This window comes from Rhodococcus opacus B4 (assembly GCF_000010805.1).
GTDB lineage: Bacteria > Actinomycetota > Actinomycetes > Mycobacteriales > Mycobacteriaceae > Rhodococcus_F > Rhodococcus_F opacus_C.
Map to the genome: position 1 here is coordinate 2,415,731 of NC_012522.1, position 17,336 is coordinate 2,433,066.

Sequence of the window (17,336 nt, forward strand, 5' to 3'; positions counted from 1 at the left end):
GTACCGTGCCGAATCCGTCCACCGCACTGTCGACGGTCGTGATCGTCGGGTCGGGCATCGCGGGGGCGAGCGCCGCGCAGACGCTCCGCTCGGAAGGTTTCCGCGGGCGCGTCGTCCTGATCGGCGACGAACCCTCGCCGCCGTATCGCCGCCCGACGGTGTCGAAAGACCTCCTGTCCGGTGCCATCGCCGCGGAGAAGGCTGCGCTGAAGCCGGACTCGTTCTGGGACGAGCAGGACATCGAATTGATCGCCGGTGCAACGGCAGTCGAACTCGACGCACGACAGAAGACGCTGACGTTGTCCTCCGGGGAAACACTGCATTTCAGTGCTCTGCTGCTCGCGACCGGCGGCCGCGCCCGCCGACTCGACGGCGTCTCCGGTGCGGACGTCTTCACACTGCGCTCGATGGCCGATGCCGATCCGCTTCGGGCGTCGATTCAGCGGACCGGTTCCCTCCTCGTGATCGGTGGGGGCTTGATCGGGTGTGAGGTCGCCGCGACGGCACGGTCGCTGGGCGCGGAGGTCACCGTTCTCGAACGGGATCCGTCGCTCCTCAGTCGCATCGTGCCCCCGGACGTCTCGACGATGATCGCCGCACTGCATTCCGACAACGACGTCGACGTCTGCACGAACGTCGCGCTCGTGTCGCTCCATATGAGCGGCGACGGATCCGCCGTGGCCACGGCGGCCGATGGCCGCACCTGGAGTGCCGGGACCGTCCTCGTCTCGGTCGGCACCGTCCCCGAGGTGACACTTGCCGTCGCGGCGGGACTGCGCGTCGACAACGGCATCACCGTCGACGGGCATTTTCGCACGTCGGCCGACGGCGTCTTCGCCGCCGGCGACGCCGCCGACATTCCCGGGGCGCGTAACGGCGAACGGTATCGCTCCGAGCACTGGAACGGCGCTCAGGCACAAGGGATTGCCGCCGCGCACTCCATCCTCGGCAATCCCGTACCGTTCAAGGACGTCCCGTGGGGGTGGTCCACGCAGTACGGCCACACCGTGCAGTTCGCCGGCGCAACCCGCTTCGACGACGACTACGTGGTCCGCGGTTCGATCGCGGATCGCGATTTCACGGCGATCGCGGTACGCGACAACACACCGGTCGGAGCCATCGCCGTGGGCCGTCCGAAAGACCTCCGGACCGTGCGCACGATGATCGCCCAAGGCGGGACGGTCGACCGCACCGCGTTGGCTGACGAGTCGGTCGCGCTCACAGACGTGCCCGCCGGCGAGCGGAAAGGGTTGGTAACGCCCGCCCGCTAGCATCGACGTCATGTCCGCACACGACCGCGCCGAGCGTCAGAGCCGGTACCGGCTCGCCGCGACGTCGCTGATGCGGGAGACGACCCTCGATGCGCTGCGGGAACTGCTCCTCGAACGTCCGTGGCCGACGATCACCATGACCGACGTCGCGGTCGCCGCCGGCATGAGCAGGCAGACGATCTACAAGGAGTTCCGGTCGCGGCGCGGCCTGGCGGAGGGATACGCCCTTCGGCTGACCGACAGCCTCGTCACCGTCATCGAGTCCGCGTTGTACGACAACCCTGGCGACGTGACAACCGCTCTGCGGCAAGGCTATGCGACGTTCTTCGAACTCAGCGGCGCCGATCCCCTGGTGCTGTCGCTGCACCAGGGGCAGGCGCCCGAGGACCTGCTGCGCTTGATCACCACGGACAGCGACATCATCATCCGCCCCGCGGCCGAACGGCTCGCCGAGACATTGCAGCGGTCGTGGGTGAACGCCTCCCCCGAAGACGCGGACATCCTCGCGCACGCCATCGTCCGGCTTGCGTTGAGTTTCATCGCCAACCCACCGGAAGACACCGCGACCGCGTCGGCGAACACGGCCCGGCTCTTCGCGCCGTTTTTGCGCCTTCGGCGCCCGTGAGTACTTATTAAAGAAGGTGCAACGACGTCCACCTTTGTCCCCAGCAATTCGGACAGTTCGTCGGCCAGGCCCAGCATCGACACAACCTGCTCGTAGTCCGGAGCATCGATACTGACCAACAAATCGATATCACTGTCAGCCCCCGCGTCGCCTCGGGCGACCGACCCGAACAACTGGACATCGAATGCACCGTACTTCGTGAAGACCCGTCGCACTTCGTCGCGATGTGCGGTCAGGACCGCTCGCAGCCGTTCGCTGTGGGGCGTAGGTGCAGCCATGTCGACGTCCTTCCGCTGCCGACGCTCGCTTTCACGGTACCTTTCATCCGCGCGAGTGTGACGACATCTACATCGCACTCGACGTACATTCGATTCGAACTGATGTGCCGTTCGCATTGACCACGTTCCTCCGTCCCACCTCCCGAGCGCACCGATTGGCTTCAGCAGCAAGAGGATTTGCGTGTTCGGGGGCTCCACCCCTCGTGAGTACTTATTAACCGCCCGACGTTAATAAGTACTCACGGGCGCGTCAGCGCAAAGGGGTGCCGACATAGTTCTCCGCGATGAGGGTGCGGCCGGCGACGGAGCGGGTGACCATGTCGAGTTCGGCGACCTGCCGCTTGTGGCCGAATCCGGTGTCGTCGGGGAGGCGGTGCAGCATCGAGGACATCCACCAGGAGAAGTGCTGGGTCCGCCACACGCGTGGGAGGACGCTGTCGGTGTAGCCCTCGAGTCCGGCCCGGCTGCGGGTGGCGAAGAATTCGCCCATCGCCTCGGACAGGAAGTAGACGTCGGCGATCGCGAGGTTCATGCCCTTGGCGCCGGTGGGCGGCACGGTGTGGGCGGCGTCGCCGGCGAGGAAGAGGTTGCCGTGCTGCATGGGTTCGCACACGAAGCTGCGGAACTGCAGGATCGACTTCTGGAAGATCTTGCCGTCCTTGATCTCCGCGCCTTCGCCGTCGACGCGGGCGTGCAGTTCCGACCAGATGCGGTCGTCGGACCAGTTGTCGACGGAGTCGTCCGGATCGACCTGCAGGTAGTGCCGCTGGACGTCGGGGGTGCGGGTGCTGATGAGGGCGAAGCCGCGCGGGTGGTTGGCGTAGATCAGTTCCTCGGACGACGGCGGGGCCTCGGCGAGGATGCCGAACCAGGCGAACGGGTACTGGCGGAAGTGGTCGGTGCGCACGGTGGTCTCGGGGATGAGTCCGCGGGTGGAGGTTCGCGACCCGTCGCAGCCGGCGACGAGCGCGCAGGTGAGCGTCTGTTCGTTTCCGTCGGCGTCGACGTACGTGATCTTCGGGGTGTCGGACGTGTGGCCCAGGACCTGTACGTCGGAGACGCCGAAGCGGATGTCGCCGCCGTCCTCGAGGCGCCGGGCGATGAGGTCCTTGAGGACTTCGTGCTGCGGGTAGACGGTGACGGCGCGGCCGTTCGTCAGTTCGTCGAAGTCGATGCGGTGGCCGCGGCCGCCGAACCGGAGTTCGATGCCGTGGTGGGTGAGTCCCTCACGCTTGATGCGGTCGCCGAGTCCGGTGTCGACCATCAGGTCGACGGTGTTCTGCTCCAGCACACCGGCGCGGATGGTGCCTTCCACCTCCTCGCGGGTGCGGCTTTCGAGCACGACGGAATCGATGCCCTTCAGGTGCAGGAGATGGGACAGCATCAGTCCTGCGGGACCCCCGCCGACGATCCCGACCGGTGTGTTCATGAGCAGACTCCTCGCGTAGTTCGTGACACCAGTCACTGTGCTGCGCAGAAGCGGCCGGCAACACCCCCACTTTCACTGAGTGAAAGACAAGCTAGGCGACGCCGCGGGAGATGCCTCGCGCCGCCGCCCGGACAGCCGGGATCAGGGGCGCGGGATCCTTGTCCGCCGGAACGACGACGGACACCGCCGCCACCACCTCCCCCGTGGTCCGCGACACGGGTGCGGCCACGGCGAGGGTTCCGACGTTGAGGTGTTCGCGGCACGTGACCCACCCGGTCCGGCGGATGTCGTCGAGGGTGCTGCGCAGGCGATGTTCGGTGGTGATGGTCGACGGGGTGAAGCGTTCGAGGCCCGCGGCAAGTACGTCGTCGAGCAGGTCCTTGCCCCCGAACGCCAGCAGCACGAGGCCGCCGCTCGACGCGTGCAGCGGTAGCCGGCCACCGGCCCTGCCGACGACGGTGACGGCACCGCGCGCCGACAACCGCTCGAGGTAGAGCGCCTCCAGATCCTCCCGGACCACGAGCTGGACGTTCTCGCGCGTCGCCTCGTACAGGTCCTCGAGGTACGGCAACGCCACCTGCCGCAGTCCGTGGGCGCGGGGCGCGAGCGCACCCAACTCCCACAGTCGCACCCCGATCTCGTACTGCCCGTCGTCGACGCGTTCGAGCGCGCCGTTGCCGACCAGCTGGCGGCACAACCGGTGGACGGTGGGCAGCGGCAGCCCGGTGCGGCGGCTCAGCTCCGACTGCGACAGACGCGGCCGCTCCGACGTGAACGACCCCAGCACCAGGAAGGCACGTCCCAGCATGCTGCGGTCGTCTTCGGGCATGCCGCCAGTATCCCGGTCACCACCAGCGGGTGGCCACGCCGATCTGCCGGTCCAGTTCCGGGACGAGGCTCCGGACGTACGTCGCCGAGAGGTGATGCGAATCGTGGTAGACGAGGATGTTCCCTTGCACCGCACGGCAGATCGCCACGTCGCACACGGCGTCGGTGAGGTCGAGCGGATGTACCGACGGCAGGTCGCGGGCCGCCTCGACCGTCGGATTGTCCGGGGCGAGGACTTCGTCGCGTGGCAGTCCGCAACTGTCGGCGTCGCCGCCGTCGGCCAGACAGTCGACGGCCGAATACGGCACCCCGTCGTGGTGCAGCCACGGGGTGTCGCGGATGCCGAGGAACGGGAGCCCGAAATCGGCGAGCCGCTCCCACAGGCCCACGTAGTCGTCGGGGGTGACGTCACCGGCCCCCTCCTCGTTGGGTCGCGTCGACGTCGAGAACACCCAGTCCGGTCGGTGATCACGCAGGCGGTCCAGGACGTCGCGGGACCAGTCGCCGCAATCGGGATACGGCTCGCCGGCGAGCAGCGGGACGTCCGCGACCGTGAGCGGGCACCCCATCTTCAGGTACGTCTCGACGCGGACACCGCGCTGCTGTCCGATGCGGTCGAGCGCCGGCACCCAGTGCTCGGCGTGGGAGCTGCCCACGACCGCGATCGTCCGGTCCGCGGACGCGTCGCCGTACACGCAGGTGACGACGTCGCGGGTGCTCAGATCGGAGATGCAGCCGTCGAGGGTCGGCTGCGGCAGGTCGCCGGACGCCTCGAGCAGGGTGGGCCGCATGTCCGCGCGCGGCGCGAACAGACCGTCCGTCAGCGACGCCGCACCGGGGTACAGCCACGGGTCCAGCTCGCCGACCCGGGCGGTCGTCTCGGGGTTGCGGACGAGGTACGCGTGCCACCCGGACGCCGAGCCGACGACGGCGACGCCGAGGACCGCGACCAGAGCGGTGAGCGCGCGTCCCGGACGCGCCCCGCCCTGGAACCGCGATTCGATCAGCCGCTGCGTGAGCCAGGCCAGCACCAGCGACACGAGGATGACCGCGAGCCCGCCGAGCGCTCCGACCGCGGGCCGCTCCCGCCACGCGAGGTAGAAGATGAGGATCGGCCAGTGCCACAGGTACAGCGAATAGGCCAGGCCACCGAGTTCGACGAACGGCCGGGACGCCAGCATCGTCACGACCCCCGGCTGATCGGACGGGCCGGTTCCGGCGAGGATCAGCGCCACCGCCGCACCGACCGGGATCAGGGCGGCCGGGCCGGGGAACAGCGCGGCGCCGTCGATCAGGAACCCGCACCCGAGGACCACGGCGAATCCCGACACCGCGAGAACCACCCGCCACCCACGCGGCAGGTCGACTCGGTGCACGACGAGCGCGAGCAGCGCACCCGCGAGCAGTTCCCACAGTCGCGCGAACGTGTCGAAGTACGCCCACGACTGCCGGTCCTCGGACAGCGCCGCGGCATAGCCGAACGACACCAGGAACCCCGCGCCGAGCACGCCGCCCAGCACGGGTCGCACGAGACCGATCCGGCGCCGGCACGCCCAGGCCACACCCGCGACCACGGCGAGCGCGAGGACGTAGAACTGCCCCTGCACGGACATCGACCACAGGTGTTGCAGCGGGCTGACCGAGGCGTCGGCGGCGGCGTAGTCGGACGCCGTCCGGGCCAGCTGCCAGTTCTGCGCGTACAGCAGCGACGCGAGGAGTTGATCGGCGATCCCGGACCACTGTGTGAACGGTCGCTGGATCACGGCCGCGACCGCGGTCGCGGCCGACACCACCACCAGTGCGGGCAGCAGACGCCGGGCGGTGCGCCGCAGGACGGCCGGGACCGACGGACCGGAGTTCGCGCCCACGCGTCGCAAGAGCATGCCGGTGAAGAAGAAGCCGGAGAGCACCAGCAAGATGTCGACGCCGCCGGACACCCGTCCGAACCACACGTGATAGACGACGACCAGCGCGATCGCGATCCCGCGCAGCCCGTCGAGGTCGTACCGGTAGCCGCTCGACGGCGGCACGGCAGCGTGACGCGGACGGCTCGTAGCCACCTGAGGGTTGGTTCTCACAGTCCGTCCTGGCTCATCGACTCGGTACCCGGTCGATTATCCACACGGGGTTTACCAAGCCTTGACCAACCCGAGCGGCGCCGAATGTCGCATCGGTCTACTCGGACGGCACCGGTGTGACATTGGGCGGACGCCCAGGACACGCAGACCGCCCCTGTGTGGAACAGCCGATGTTTGACACGCAACTATGGCGCGCCACACAATGAGTGCGCTTATAGAACCAGGGTTCGCATCGCGAACACCGCTCGAGTCGAGGACATCATGACCACTTCCCAACGAAGCGCCGCCCGCGCCTCCACCGCCCTCTGGGTCGCGCCCCTCTGCTGGGTGGCCGTGCTGCTCGACGGCTTCGACCTGGTTGTCCTCGGTGCCGTCATCCCCTCGCTCCGCGAATACGGCGACTGGAATCTGTCGACGGGGACGATCACATTCATCTCGACGTTCGGCCTGGTCGGCATGACCATCGGCGCCCTGGTCATCGGCACGCTCACCGACGTGATCGGACGCCGGCGCGCCCTGCTGTACGCCGTCGCCGCGTTCTCGCTCCTCACGCTCCTCTGCGCGGTCGCACCCAACCCGTTCCTGTTCGGGCTGTTCCGTTTCCTCGCGGGAGTCGGACTCGGCGGCGCACTGCCGACAGCACTGGCCCTGGTCAACGAATTCTCGAAGAAGCAGGGCGGCGGCTCCGCATCGACGCTGCTGATGACCGGGTACCACGTGGGTGCGGTCGCGACGGCGGCGCTGGCGATCGTCCTGATCGAACCGTTCGGCTGGCGTTCGATGTTCGTCGTCGGCGCCCTGCCCGCCGTGATCCTGATTCCGCTGATGCTGCGCTACCTCCCCGAGTCGCCCTCGTATCTGCTGGCGCACGGCAAGCGCGCCGAGGCCGAGGCCGTCGCGAAGCAGTACGGCCTGGAACTGGAATCCGCGCCCGCCGAAGACGCACACGTCGCGACCGCGGCCAACCCGGTGCGTGCCCTGTTCTCGCGCCCGTTCCTGCGCAACAGCATCGCCATCTGGGTCACGTCGTTCATGGGACTGCTGCTCGTCTACGGCCTCAACACCTGGCTGCCGACGATCATGCGCGAGGCCGGCTACGACCTCGGCGCGTCGCTGACGTTCCTGCTGATCCTCAACGCCGGTGCGGTGGTCGGACTGCTCATCGCCGGCGGCGTCGCCAACAAGATCGGTCCGCGCACCGCGGCCATCATCTGGTTCGCGGGCGCGGCGGTGTTCCTCGCCCTGCTCAGCGTCAAGGTGTCGTTCGGCATCTACGCCCTGGTGTTCCTCGCCGGCTGCTTCGTGTTCAGCGCACAGGTTCTCGTCTACGCGTTCACGAGTGCCAACCACCCGCCGCAGATCCGCGCGACCGCCCTCGGCTGGTCGGCCGGGGTCGGCCGGGTCGGCGCGATCTGCGGCCCCATCCTCGGCGGCGTCCTGCTGGGCGCCGGCTACGCCGTGCCCTGGGGGTTCTACGCATTCGCCCTGGTCGGGCTGCTCGGAGCAATCGCCATCTCGTCCACCCGGACGGTGCGCTGAACTCCTGAGGGCGGTCCGATGAGTTTCGGGCGCAGGCGCGGTCTATATCGGCGAGGATGAACCGACGAGCGACCTGCGAGAGGAACTGCGCCATGAAACCCATCACCCCCTGTCTCTGGTTCGACACCCAGGGCGAAGAGGCCGCGAGGTTCTACACGTCCCTGTTCCCGAACTCGCGGATCACCGAGGTCACCCACTACGGTCCGAACACTCCCGGCCCGGAGGGACAGGTGCTGACCGTGTCCTTCGAGATCAACGGACAACCGTTCATCGCGCTCAACGGCGGCCCGCAGTTCACGTTCGACGAGGCCATCTCCTTCGAGATCCTGTGTGCGGATCAGGAGGAAGTGGACCGGTACTGGGACGCCTTCACCGACGGCGGCGAGGAAAGCCAATGCGGTTGGGTCAAGGACCGTTTCGGGGTGTCCTGGCAGGTGGTCCCGGAGCGGCTGTACGAACTCATGCGCGACCCCGACGACGCGAAGGCGCAGCGTGCCATGCAGGCGATGTTGAAGATGCGGAAACTCGACGTCGCCGCACTCGAGAAGGCAGCCGAGCAGGCGTGACGCCTGCCGACGGGGAGGTGTGGACGGCATGACCGGAGCAGACAAGACCCACATCAACGGGGTGCACACGGTGGCGGTTCCCGTGACCGATCAGGATCGGGCACTCGAATTCTACGTGGGCGCACTCGGTTTCGAGCGTCGTATGGATGCGGAGTTCAGCCCCGGCCAGCGCTGGGTCGAGGTGGCGCCGCCGGGTTCGGCCACGTCGATCGCGCTCGTGCCGACCCGCGACGGTGCCCCGGTGGGCGTCGAGACCGGTATCCGGCTCACCACCTCGGACGCCGACGCCGACCATGCGACCCTGTCCGCGAACGGCGTCGACGTGGATGCGGAGGTCCTGCGGATGGGCGACTACGTGCCGCCGATGTTCTACTTCCGCGATCCGGACGGCAACAAACTCGTCATCGTCGAAGTGGGCTGAGCGCCGCCCCGGCGGCCAGGGCCAGCACCTGGTCGGCGCGGTCGGCGTCGCGAGATACGTGCGTAGCCACGACGACGGTGGCACCCCGCGCGGCCTCTTCGGCGACGACGTCGCCGATCACCGTGCGGGCGTGCGCGTCCAGCCCGGTCGTGGGCTCGTCGAGGAGCAGCAGGTCGCCGCGCTGCACGAGCGCCTGCGCGAGCAGGGCACGTTGACGCTGCCCACCCGACAGCGCGCCGATCCGCCGCGCGCCGAGATCCGCGAGCCCCAGCCTGTTCAGCGCCCCGTCGACGGCGTCGCGGTCGCCGGGGGTGAGCCGCCGCCACAGTCCGCGCCGTTGCCAGGCCCCCATGGCCACCACCTCACGCACGGTCAGCGGTAGCTGTTCGCTCACCGCATTTCGTTGCGGCACATACGCCGTGCGCAGCCCACCCGTGCCGTCGATCCGCCCCGACGTGACACGCGCGATGCCGGCGAGGCACTGCAGGAGCGTCGACTTCCCCGAACCGTTGTGCCCCACGACGGCCGTGACGGTGCCCGGCGTGAGGCACACACTCACACCGTCCAACGCCCGGGTCGAACCATAACGGACCGCGATTTCGCTTACGACAATCATTATCGTTAGATTAGCAGAGTGGAATGGCTACTCGACCCCCTGACGGTGTCCTTCGTCCAGCGCGCCCTGTTCGCGGGCATGCTGGTGTCCGTCCTCTGCGGACTCGTCGGCACCTGGGTCGTGTTGCGGGGCATGGCGTTCATGAGCGAGGCCATCTCGCACGGCATGCTGCCCGGCGTGGCCGTCGCCTATCTCGCGGGCGCCAATCTCCTCGTCGGCGCGGCCGCCAGCGCGGTCGTCATGATCCTCGGCGTCGCGTGGGTGTCGAAGAACTCGCGACTGTCCGAGGACACCGGGATCGGCCTGCTGTTCGTCGGCATGCTCGCGCTGGGTGTCGTGATCGTCTCGCGCGCACGGTCGTTCGCGGTCGATCTCACCGCCTTCCTGTTCGGTGACGTGCTGTCCGCGACAGCAGGCGACCTGATCTGGCTCGCCGCGGCGGCCGCCGTCGCCGGGATCGTCTCGGTGATCGCGTACCGCCCGTTCGTCGCCCTCGTCTTCGACGAACGCAAGGCCCACACCCTGGGTCTGCGGCCGCGGTGGGCGCACCTCGCCCTGCTCGCGCTCGTGGTGCTCGCGGTGGTCGCGTCGTTCCGCATCGTCGGCACCCTGCTCGTGTTCGGACTCCTCGTCGCGCCGTCGGCCACCGCGGCGCTGTTCGGCAGGTCGATCGGCGCCACGATGGCCATTGCCGTCCTCCTCGGCTGGTCCGCGACGTTCGCGGGACTGATCGTGTCGTGGAACGCGGACACCGCCGCGGGCGCCACGATCGCCGGGCTCGCCGTCCTCCAATTCTTCGTCGCGGCCGTCACCCGGTCGGCTTCACGACGACTCCGCCCCGCCGTGTCACCCACTCCGATACCCGTTCGATAGATGGAGAGCCCGAATGCCGACTACCACCCTCACCCGCGCAGCGATTGCCGCGGTCGCCGCACTGACCGTCGGCGCCTGCGCGTCCCCACCGGAGGAGCCCGCCTCCCCCGGCGGCCGGAGCCAACCGGGTAGCGACCTCGCCGCCGAGGCCGGATCCACCGAGGTGGAGGGGCCCGAACCCCGGCTCGTCGTGTCGGACGCCGACTCCGGCCGCGTGAACGTGCTCGACCTCGCGACCGCCGAGACCCTCCATTCGTTCGAGTTCGGCAACCCGGCACGCGTGACGACGGTGAAGGGTCGCTACGCGTTCGCCGTCGACGCTGCCGGTGGCGCCGTGCACGTCGTGGACGTCGGCACCTGGACCATCGACCACGGCGACCACACCCACTCGTACACCAAGGATCCGGTCGAACTCGGCGTTCTCGAGGGCACGGGCCCCGGGCGCGTGATCGAGGGCGACGACAAGGTCGCGACGTTCTTCGACGGCGACGGCGTCGCCCGCGTGGTCGACTTCGCCGCGCTCCGCAAGGACAGCATCGACGTGGACACGGTGGTCCGGGCCGACGCCCCGCACCACGGTGCCGCCCTGCCGATCGCCGACGGATTCGTGGTCTCGCGCTCGGCCGGCCCGCTCGAACTCCACGCCGCAGACAGTGCAGTTCAGCAGAGCTTCGACCCCGCCTGTCCGAACCTGAACGGCGCGGCTGTGTCCGACACCCACGCGCTGGCCGCGTGCGAGGACGGACTGTTCCTCGCGACCACCGCCGACGACACCTGGACGTCGGACAAGATTGCGTACCCCGCGGGCATCGGTGCCGCCACCCGTCCCACCGCGCTCCGCGGACACGACGGCCTGCCGCTCACCGTCGCCACCGCGGGACCGGCCGCCACCAACGACGGACTGCTGGTCTTCGATGCGCGCACCCGCGGGTGGACACACGTCCGGACCGCGGATCGAGCGCTGGACGTCGCGCTCGCGGGCGACGGACGCTCGGTGTTCGCCGTCCTCGCCGACGGCACCTTCCGCGTGTACGACGCAACATCCGGGGCCGAGACCGCCTCGTCCCGCGTGCTGGCAAGCCCCTACGACACGAACGACGAGTCCGCGCCCCCGCCGGCGATCGCCGTCGGCGGCACCCGCGCCTATGTGTCGGATCCCGCGTCGAAGACGGTGGCCGAGATCGACTTCCGGGACAACGCCCGGGTCGCGCGCACCCTCGACGTCGGAGTGTCCGCGTCCACCCTCGGCGTGGTCGGGCTGTGACGAGGATGCGGCGCCTGCTGTCGCTGACCCTCCTGACCGCACTCGCGGCACTGCCGCTGACCGCGTGCACCCCGGGCTCGTCCGACGGGCCCGTCGTCGTGGTGACCACGAACATTCTGGGTGACGTGGTGCAGAACGTCGTCGGCGACCGGGCCGACGTGACGGTGCTGATGCCGAGGGGCGCCGATCCCCATTCGTTCGAGATTTCCGCCTCGGACGCCGCGCGCGTGGAACGCGCCGACCTCCTCGTGGCGAACGGACTCGGCCTCGAGGAGGGAATCGGCAAGACCGTCGACACCGCCCGTTCGGAGGGCGTCCCGATCCTGCAGGTCGGCGAGGCCGTGCGGCCGATCGAGTATCGCTCCGGAAAGTCCTCGGGCACCATGGACCCGCACGTGTGGACCGATCCTGATCGCATGCGGGACGCGGTCGCGCTGATCCGCGATGCGGTGCTCGAACACGTGCCGGAGATCGACGACGATGCCGTCCGCGCGAACGCCGACAGCTACGCCCGGGAACTCGAGGAACTCACCGCCCGGATGACGGACCGATTCGCGACCGTCCCGCCCGATCGGCGCAAGCTGGTGACCAACCATCACGTGTTCGGGTATCTGGCAGACCGTTTCGACTTCGACACGATCGGGGCTGTGATTCCCAGTGGAACGACGCTGGCATCGCCCAGCGCGTCGGACCTGTCGGACCTTGCCGCGACCGTCACGGCGGCGAGGGTGCCTGCGATCTTCGTCGACTCCTCCCAACCCGATCGGCTCGCCCAGGTGCTGGCGTCGGAGGCACGGGTTCCTGTCGACGTCGTCTCCCTGTTCACGGAATCGCTGGGTGAGGAAGGCTCGGGCGCGGGCACGTACATCGAGATGATGGATTCGAATTCCGTGGCGATCGCGCAGGGGCTGACGTAGCCGATGCATCGCCACATGCACACTTACGACTTTGACAACCGTTTGCAAAACGGGGTACTTCTCATGGGTGACCCTCATGCGTAGACCCCGACCGACCGCCGTTGCCGCCGTGGCACTCTCGGCGGCACTCCTCTCGTCCTGCTCCACCGACTCCGGCGCGGCCGAAGCAGCCACCACCGAAGCCGCCACACCGCGCCTGGCACTGAGCTACGACGGCGGGGTGCTCGTCCTCGACGCGCAGAGCCTCGACGTGGTCGGCTCGGCGGAGGTGGACGGCTTCACCCGCCTCAATCCCGCGGGCGACGGCCGGCACGTGCTGATCAGCACCGGCAACAGCTTCACCGCACTCGACACCGGAACCTGGACCGACGGCGGCAGCCACTACAGCGCCGCACCCGCACTCACCGACGTCGCGTTCGAAGCGAAGACACCCGGGCACGTGGTCCGGCACGACGGCAAGACCGTGCTGTTCGACGACGGCACCGGCCAGGTGCGCGTGTTCGACCCCGCCGGACTGTCCGGCGGCACCCCGGAGACCACCGAGTTCACGACCCCGGAGGCGCATCACGGTGTGGCCGTCGAACTCTCCGACGGCAGCCTGCTCACCACGGTCGGCAACGAGGACGAGCGCACCGGCATCGTCGTGCTCGACCGCGACCGCAAGGAGATCGCACGCAACGAGGACTGCCCCGGCGTGCACGGGGAGGCCGTGGCCGCCGACGAGACGGTGGTCGTGGGATGCCAGAACGGCCTGCTGATCTACCGGGACGGCGTCATCACGAAGGTGACGAGCCCCGACCCGTACGGGCGCATCGGCAACCAGGCGGGCGACGAGAACTCCCCGATCCTGCTGGGCGACTACAAGACCGACCCCGACGCCGAACTCGAACGTCCCGAACGGGTTTCCCTCACCGACACCGCGACGGGGCAGCTCACCCTCGTCGATCTCGGTACCAGCTACACGTTCCGGTCGCTCGGACGCGCCCCGCACGGTGAGGCGCTCGTCCTCGGCACCGACGGCGCCCTGCACGTGATCGACCCGAACACCAAGACCGTGAGCCGGACCGTGGACGTCCTCGACCCGTGGACCGAGCCGGACCAGTGGCAGTCGCCGCGTCCCGCGCTGTTCGTGCAGGACCACACGGCCTACGTCACCGATCCCGCGAACAAGAGGATCCACACGATCGACCTCGACACGTGGGCCGTGTCCGGGCAGGCCGACCTGCCGGAGACTCCGAACGAGATCACCGGCGTGACGGGCTGAGCCCGGGCCGTCAGTCCTGGGATTCGAGCGGTCCCAGTTCCGCGTCGAGCGCCTCCTGCACCACCGCCATCGCCGACAGTCCGGCGGGAGCACCGCAGTAGGCGCTCGCGTGGATCACCGCTTCGACGATCTCGGTGCGAGTCAGACCGTTCCGCAGCGCACCCCGCACGTGGCCCTTCAGCTCACCATGCGCCCGCAGCGCGATGAGCATGCCGAGGTTGAGGAGGCTGCGGCTGCGCCGGTCCAGTCCCGGCCGGTTCCACACGGCGTCCCAGACGTGCTCGGTGACGAATTCCTGCAACTGCTCGCTGTCGGTCCCCGCCGTCCGGGTCAGTGCCCGCTCGACGAAGTCGGGACCCATCACCTCGCGCCGCACCGTCAGTCCCGCCTCGACGGCTGGGCTCCGTGTGCCGGGTACTTCACTGCTCATGGTCAAACTCCTGTTCGCTGCCTCCGACCTCTCGGCGACAACTCTACGAGGCGACCCGACCGGTGCGTACGAGCGCGAGGACGTCGCGGGCGGAGTGCGCGTGCGGAAGATGCCCGAGCCCGCCCTCGTACCGCAGTCTGCGCGGGAGCAGTCCGTCGGCGGGGTTGACGGTCACGCGGGTCCGCGACCCGGCGGCCCACGACCGCCACCGTCCCGGCCGTGACACGGGCGCGGTGCCGTCGCCCACCCGGACCACGAGCGGAGTACCGCCGAACCGGATCCGTGCGTAGCCGAGGGCGACCGCCAGGGCGTCGTGCACCCCGGCCGCCGTCGCGAGACCACGCTTGCCGGTGCTCAGCCCGTGCCCGGGGAGGTCCACGACGACGACGTCGATGCCGTTCTCCGCCAACTCCGCGGCGAGGGGCGTGAGATACCGCGCGTGGAGTCCGGGCGGTGCGGGCAGCACCACGGTGGCGGCGCCACCCGATCCCACGGTGGCGGCGCCACCCGATCCCACGGTGGCGGCGCCACCCGGCCGCGCGGCGTGGATCTCGGCGTGCACGGCTCCGGTCGCCGCGGGAATCTGGACGTGTTCGAGCCCGCGGCCGTCGACGCCGACGAATTCCGACGCCGGCTCCAGCGCCGCCTCGCAGGCGATGCGGCGTTCCAGGGCATCCTCTCTGCGCAACAAGGGTTTCCCCTGCAGCAGGATCATGACGGCCGCCGACTCGCGGGCCGTCAGCGACGGCGCCCAGCCCGTCGCCTCGGCGAGCCGCGTCGAATCGACGACGGTCTCGCCCGCGGTCACCCACTGACCGGAGAACGCGGTGAGCCCGAGCCGGAACAGAACATTCGCGGCCACGACTGCCGGTCGTTCCGGCACGTCGAACATCCGCTGTCCCTGCATCGCCGCGAGTTCGCGGACACCCACCCAGTCCTTCGGACCGAGGTTGAACGGTCCCATCAGATCCTGCTTCACGGCGCGGTGGAACGCGTCGGCCATGTCCCGCTGGTGCAGGAACTGATACGCGGCCTCGTCGGCGCGCGGGAACGCGCCGATCGGGCCGGTGAGCTGGTCGATCCCGTCGTTGGAGAAGTCGGGTCCGATGATGTAGGCGGGGCGCAGCATCGCTATCGCCATCTCCCCCGGGTGGCGTCGCAGCCACCACTCGGCGTAATGCTCGACCTCCGCCTTGTCGTGGAAGTAGTACCGGTCGGGATCTCCTGCGGGAAAGACGTCTTCGTTCACCGGCTTCGGGCGAAGCTCCGGGCCGTACGCGTTGATGCTCGACGCGATCACGACGCGGAGCACCCCGGCCCGGTAGGCGGAGTCGACGACGTTGCGGGAACCCCTCAGGTTGATGTCGTGGGTGACCGCCTTGTCCCGAATCTCCTCCACCACGAACGCCAGGTGAACGACGGCCTCGCAACCGCGGAACACGTCCTCGATGCCCGGGTCGCGGATGTCCATCCGAACCGCCTCGAGTTTCGGATGTTCGAGGGACAATTCCCGCCTGCCGAGCCCGATCACCGTGTCGATGTCCGGATCGGCCAGCAGGACGGGCAGGATCGCGGCGCCGAAGTCGCTCGTCGCCCCGGTGACCGCCACCTTCATCAGGCCGCGGCTTCCGTGACGGTCTCGGAGATCACGTCCACCGCCCGCCGCAACTGGGCGTCGGTGTGGGTGGCCATGACGCACAGCCGGAGCATCGCACCCGACCGCGGGACGGCGGGATAGATTGCGGCACTGGTGAACACGCCCCGGTCGAACAGGGTGCGCCACAGGCCCATCGCCTCCAGGTCGTCGCCGACATGGACGGACACGATGGGCGTCACCGTCTCACCGCCGCCGGGAAGCGGCGACAGCGCGCCCACGTCGAGCCCGTTGTCCGCCAGTCCGGTACGGAGAACGGCTGCGTTGTCCAGCGCCCGCCGCGCGCGCTGTTCGCCCTCCTCGCTGCGGATCAGCCGGACCGCGGCGAGGGACGCTCCCACTGCGGCGGGAACGCCGGACGTCGTGAAGAGGAAGGCGCGGGCGTTCACCCGCAACGAGTCGAGGAGATCGCGGGACCCCGCGATGAAACCTCCTGTGGAGCTGGGACTCTTGGACAGCGACGCCATCCGGATGTCGGTGTGGCCGTCGATGCCGAGCAGTTCGGCGGCGCCGGTCCTCTGCTCTCCGAAGATGCCGAGGCTGTGCGCCTCGTCCACCATCAGCGCCGCGCCGTACCGGTGGCAGAGTTCGGAGACGGCGCCGAGTGGGGCGAGATCACCCTCCATCGAATACAACCCGTCCACGATCACCAGCAAGGCGCCGTCGCCGTCGGCCGTTTCGCCGAGAATGGTCTCCAGGTCGGCGACGTCGTTGTGACGGAACTTGCGGACCGTGGCACCGGACAGCGCACAGCCGTCGCGAATCGACGCGTGGGCGGCGGCGTCGACGGCGACGACGTCGCCCGCGCCGACAACCGCGCTGATGGTGCCGAGATTCGTTTGGTAGCCGGTGGTGAAGACCATCGCGTCCTCGGTGCCGTGCCATTCGGCGATCTCCGCCTCGAGGTCGAGGTGCAGGTCCATGGTGCCGTTCAGGAGCCGGCTTCCGGTGATCGCGCCGCCGAACGTGTCGAGGGCGTCCTGCGCTCCTCGGCGAATGGCGGGATGGTCGGCGAGGCCGAGATAGTTGTTGGAACCGAGCATGATCCGGTCTTCGCCTTCCACCTGAACGACGGGTGCGGTGGCGGACTCCATCACCCGGAAATACGGACTCACGTCGGACTCGCGCACTGCGCGGAGTAGATCCACCCGGTCGTCGCCACCCAGTCTCTCGATCAATCTGTTCGCAGCCATCGATACCAACTCCTCGTGGTTGTGCATGATCGGGATTACTCCGTTGATTCGGAGCGGTGGCCGATGCGGTTTGGTGACACCGACCAAACC

The 17,336-nt window shown here is 69.1% G+C and carries 16 protein-coding genes and 1 pseudogene; 9 read left to right on the forward strand and 8 right to left on the reverse strand.

Going from position 1 to position 17,336, the window contains the following annotated elements; translation table 11 throughout:
* The first annotated feature begins 5 nt into the window (after positions 1-5).
* Together ROP_RS11245 and ROP_RS44030 are read left to right on the forward strand one after the other, a co-directional pair.
* Complete coding sequence (locus ROP_RS11245) at positions 6-1,271, forward strand: NAD(P)/FAD-dependent oxidoreductase (RefSeq protein ID WP_419789312.1); 1,266 nt, start codon at positions 6-8, stop codon at positions 1,269-1,271.
* Between the two features lie 10 nt (positions 1,272-1,281).
* Positions 1,282-1,896 carry a TetR family transcriptional regulator gene (locus ROP_RS44030; RefSeq protein WP_012689464.1) on the forward strand — a complete coding sequence of 205 codons (615 nt, stop codon included), beginning with the start codon at positions 1,282-1,284 and terminating at the stop codon, positions 1,894-1,896.
* Between the two features lie 29 nt (positions 1,897-1,925).
* Here the strand turns inward: ROP_RS44030 and ROP_RS45225 are convergent.
* From ROP_RS45225 to ROP_RS11265, 4 genes and pseudogenes are all read right to left on the reverse strand, one after another.
* Positions 1,926-2,291, reverse strand: a pseudogene (locus ROP_RS45225) (nucleotidyltransferase family protein); the annotation flags it as partial.
* A gap of 133 nt (positions 2,292-2,424) precedes the next feature.
* Positions 2,425-3,603 (reverse strand): 4-hydroxybenzoate 3-monooxygenase, encoded by a 1,179-nt coding sequence (locus ROP_RS11255; RefSeq protein ID WP_012689466.1) that lies wholly within the window; start codon positions 3,601-3,603, stop codon positions 2,425-2,427.
* A 91-nt stretch (positions 3,604-3,694) separates the two neighbouring features.
* A complete protein-coding gene (locus ROP_RS11260; RefSeq protein WP_012689467.1) occupies positions 3,695-4,432 on the reverse strand; it encodes an IclR family transcriptional regulator in 738 nt (245 codons plus the stop codon).
* A 16-nt stretch (positions 4,433-4,448) separates the two neighbouring features.
* Positions 4,449-6,491, reverse strand: coding sequence for an acyltransferase family protein (locus ROP_RS11265; protein WP_012689468.1), 2,043 nt, complete (start codon positions 6,489-6,491; stop codon positions 4,449-4,451).
* Positions 6,492-6,770: 279 nt separating this feature from the next.
* Between ROP_RS11265 and ROP_RS11270 the strand changes: the two genes are divergently transcribed.
* The 3 genes from ROP_RS11270 to ROP_RS11280 all read left to right on the forward strand — a co-directional run bounded on the left by ROP_RS11270 (position 6,771) and on the right by ROP_RS11280 (position 9,035).
* Entirely contained in the window at positions 6,771-8,048 is a 1,278-nt protein-coding gene (locus ROP_RS11270; protein WP_012689469.1) for an MFS transporter, read from the forward strand.
* A 92-nt stretch (positions 8,049-8,140) separates the two neighbouring features.
* The gene (locus ROP_RS11275) at positions 8,141-8,614 is read left to right on the forward strand and encodes a VOC family protein (RefSeq protein ID WP_012689470.1); all 474 of its coding nucleotides are present in this window, start codon (positions 8,141-8,143) and stop codon (positions 8,612-8,614) included.
* A 28-nt stretch (positions 8,615-8,642) separates the two neighbouring features.
* Positions 8,643-9,035 carry a VOC family protein gene (locus ROP_RS11280; protein WP_012689471.1) on the forward strand — a complete coding sequence of 131 codons (393 nt, stop codon included), beginning with the start codon at positions 8,643-8,645 and terminating at the stop codon, positions 9,033-9,035.
* On the opposite strand, the gene aztA is transcribed toward ROP_RS11280, so the two are convergent.
* On the reverse strand, positions 9,016-9,651 hold the full coding sequence (gene aztA / locus ROP_RS11285) for a zinc ABC transporter ATP-binding protein AztA (protein WP_012689472.1): 636 nt from the start codon (positions 9,649-9,651) through the stop codon (positions 9,016-9,018). The genes ROP_RS11280 and aztA overlap by 20 nt on opposite strands.
* A gap of 18 nt (positions 9,652-9,669) precedes the next feature.
* On the opposite strand from aztA, the gene aztB reads away from it, so the two are divergent.
* The 4 genes from aztB to aztD all read left to right on the forward strand — a co-directional run bounded on the left by aztB (position 9,670) and on the right by aztD (position 13,969).
* Positions 9,670-10,524: a zinc ABC transporter permease AztB gene (gene aztB / locus ROP_RS11290; protein ID WP_012689473.1), complete on the forward strand. Its 855-nt coding sequence runs from the start codon at positions 9,670-9,672 to the stop codon at positions 10,522-10,524.
* Between the two features lie 13 nt (positions 10,525-10,537).
* Complete coding sequence (locus tag ROP_RS11295; RefSeq protein ID WP_012689474.1) at positions 10,538-11,788, forward strand: hypothetical protein; 1,251 nt, start codon at positions 10,538-10,540, stop codon at positions 11,786-11,788.
* 5 nt (positions 11,789-11,793) lie between these two features.
* Positions 11,794-12,705 carry a zinc ABC transporter substrate-binding protein AztC gene (gene aztC, locus ROP_RS11300; RefSeq protein ID WP_043824594.1) on the forward strand — a complete coding sequence of 304 codons (912 nt, stop codon included), beginning with the start codon at positions 11,794-11,796 and terminating at the stop codon, positions 12,703-12,705.
* A 76-nt stretch (positions 12,706-12,781) separates the two neighbouring features.
* The gene (gene aztD, locus ROP_RS11305; RefSeq protein ID WP_012689476.1) at positions 12,782-13,969 is read left to right on the forward strand and encodes a zinc metallochaperone AztD; all 1,188 of its coding nucleotides are present in this window, start codon (positions 12,782-12,784) and stop codon (positions 13,967-13,969) included.
* Positions 13,970-13,979: 10 nt separating this feature from the next.
* On the opposite strand, the gene ROP_RS11310 is transcribed toward aztD, so the two are convergent.
* Genes ROP_RS11310 through ROP_RS11320 form a run of 3 tightly spaced genes read right to left on the reverse strand, consistent with a single transcriptional unit; the run spans position 13,980 to position 17,246 of the window.
* Positions 13,980-14,399 carry a carboxymuconolactone decarboxylase family protein gene (locus ROP_RS11310; protein ID WP_012689477.1) on the reverse strand — a complete coding sequence of 140 codons (420 nt, stop codon included), beginning with the start codon at positions 14,397-14,399 and terminating at the stop codon, positions 13,980-13,982.
* A 43-nt stretch (positions 14,400-14,442) separates the two neighbouring features.
* Complete coding sequence (locus ROP_RS11315; RefSeq protein WP_012689478.1) at positions 14,443-16,014, reverse strand: NAD-dependent epimerase/dehydratase family protein; 1,572 nt, start codon at positions 16,012-16,014, stop codon at positions 14,443-14,445.
* The gene (locus ROP_RS11320) at positions 16,014-17,246 is read right to left on the reverse strand and encodes an aminotransferase class I/II-fold pyridoxal phosphate-dependent enzyme (protein ID WP_012689479.1); all 1,233 of its coding nucleotides are present in this window, start codon (positions 17,244-17,246) and stop codon (positions 16,014-16,016) included. Before ROP_RS11320 ends, ROP_RS11315 begins: the two co-directional genes overlap by 1 nt.
* Positions 17,247-17,336 lie beyond the last annotated feature (90 nt).

Coding starts and splice junctions, on each gene's coding strand:
- ROP_RS44030 (WP_012689464.1), top strand. CDS start 1,282: ATGTCCGCACACGACCGCGCCGAGCGTCAGAGCCGGTACCGGCTCGCC.
- ROP_RS11255 (WP_012689466.1), bottom strand. CDS start 3,603: ATGAACACACCGGTCGGGATCGTCGGCGGGGGTCCCGCAGGACTGATG.
- ROP_RS11260 (WP_012689467.1), bottom strand. CDS start 4,432: ATGCCCGAAGACGACCGCAGCATGCTGGGACGTGCCTTCCTGGTGCTG.
- ROP_RS11270 (WP_012689469.1), top strand. CDS start 6,771: ATGACCACTTCCCAACGAAGCGCCGCCCGCGCCTCCACCGCCCTCTGG.
- ROP_RS11275 (WP_012689470.1), top strand. CDS start 8,141: ATGAAACCCATCACCCCCTGTCTCTGGTTCGACACCCAGGGCGAAGAG.
- ROP_RS11280 (WP_012689471.1), top strand. CDS start 8,643: ATGACCGGAGCAGACAAGACCCACATCAACGGGGTGCACACGGTGGCG.
- aztA (WP_012689472.1), bottom strand. CDS start 9,651: ATGATTGTCGTAAGCGAAATCGCGGTCCGTTATGGTTCGACCCGGGCG.
- ROP_RS11295 (WP_012689474.1), top strand. CDS start 10,538: ATGCCGACTACCACCCTCACCCGCGCAGCGATTGCCGCGGTCGCCGCA.
- aztC (WP_043824594.1), top strand. CDS start 11,794: ATGCGGCGCCTGCTGTCGCTGACCCTCCTGACCGCACTCGCGGCACTG.
- aztD (WP_012689476.1), top strand. CDS start 12,782: ATGCGTAGACCCCGACCGACCGCCGTTGCCGCCGTGGCACTCTCGGCG.
- ROP_RS11310 (WP_012689477.1), bottom strand. CDS start 14,399: ATGAGCAGTGAAGTACCCGGCACACGGAGCCCAGCCGTCGAGGCGGGA.
- ROP_RS11315 (WP_012689478.1), bottom strand. CDS start 16,014: ATGAAGGTGGCGGTCACCGGGGCGACGAGCGACTTCGGCGCCGCGATC.
- ROP_RS11320 (WP_012689479.1), bottom strand. CDS start 17,246: ATGGCTGCGAACAGATTGATCGAGAGACTGGGTGGCGACGACCGGGTG.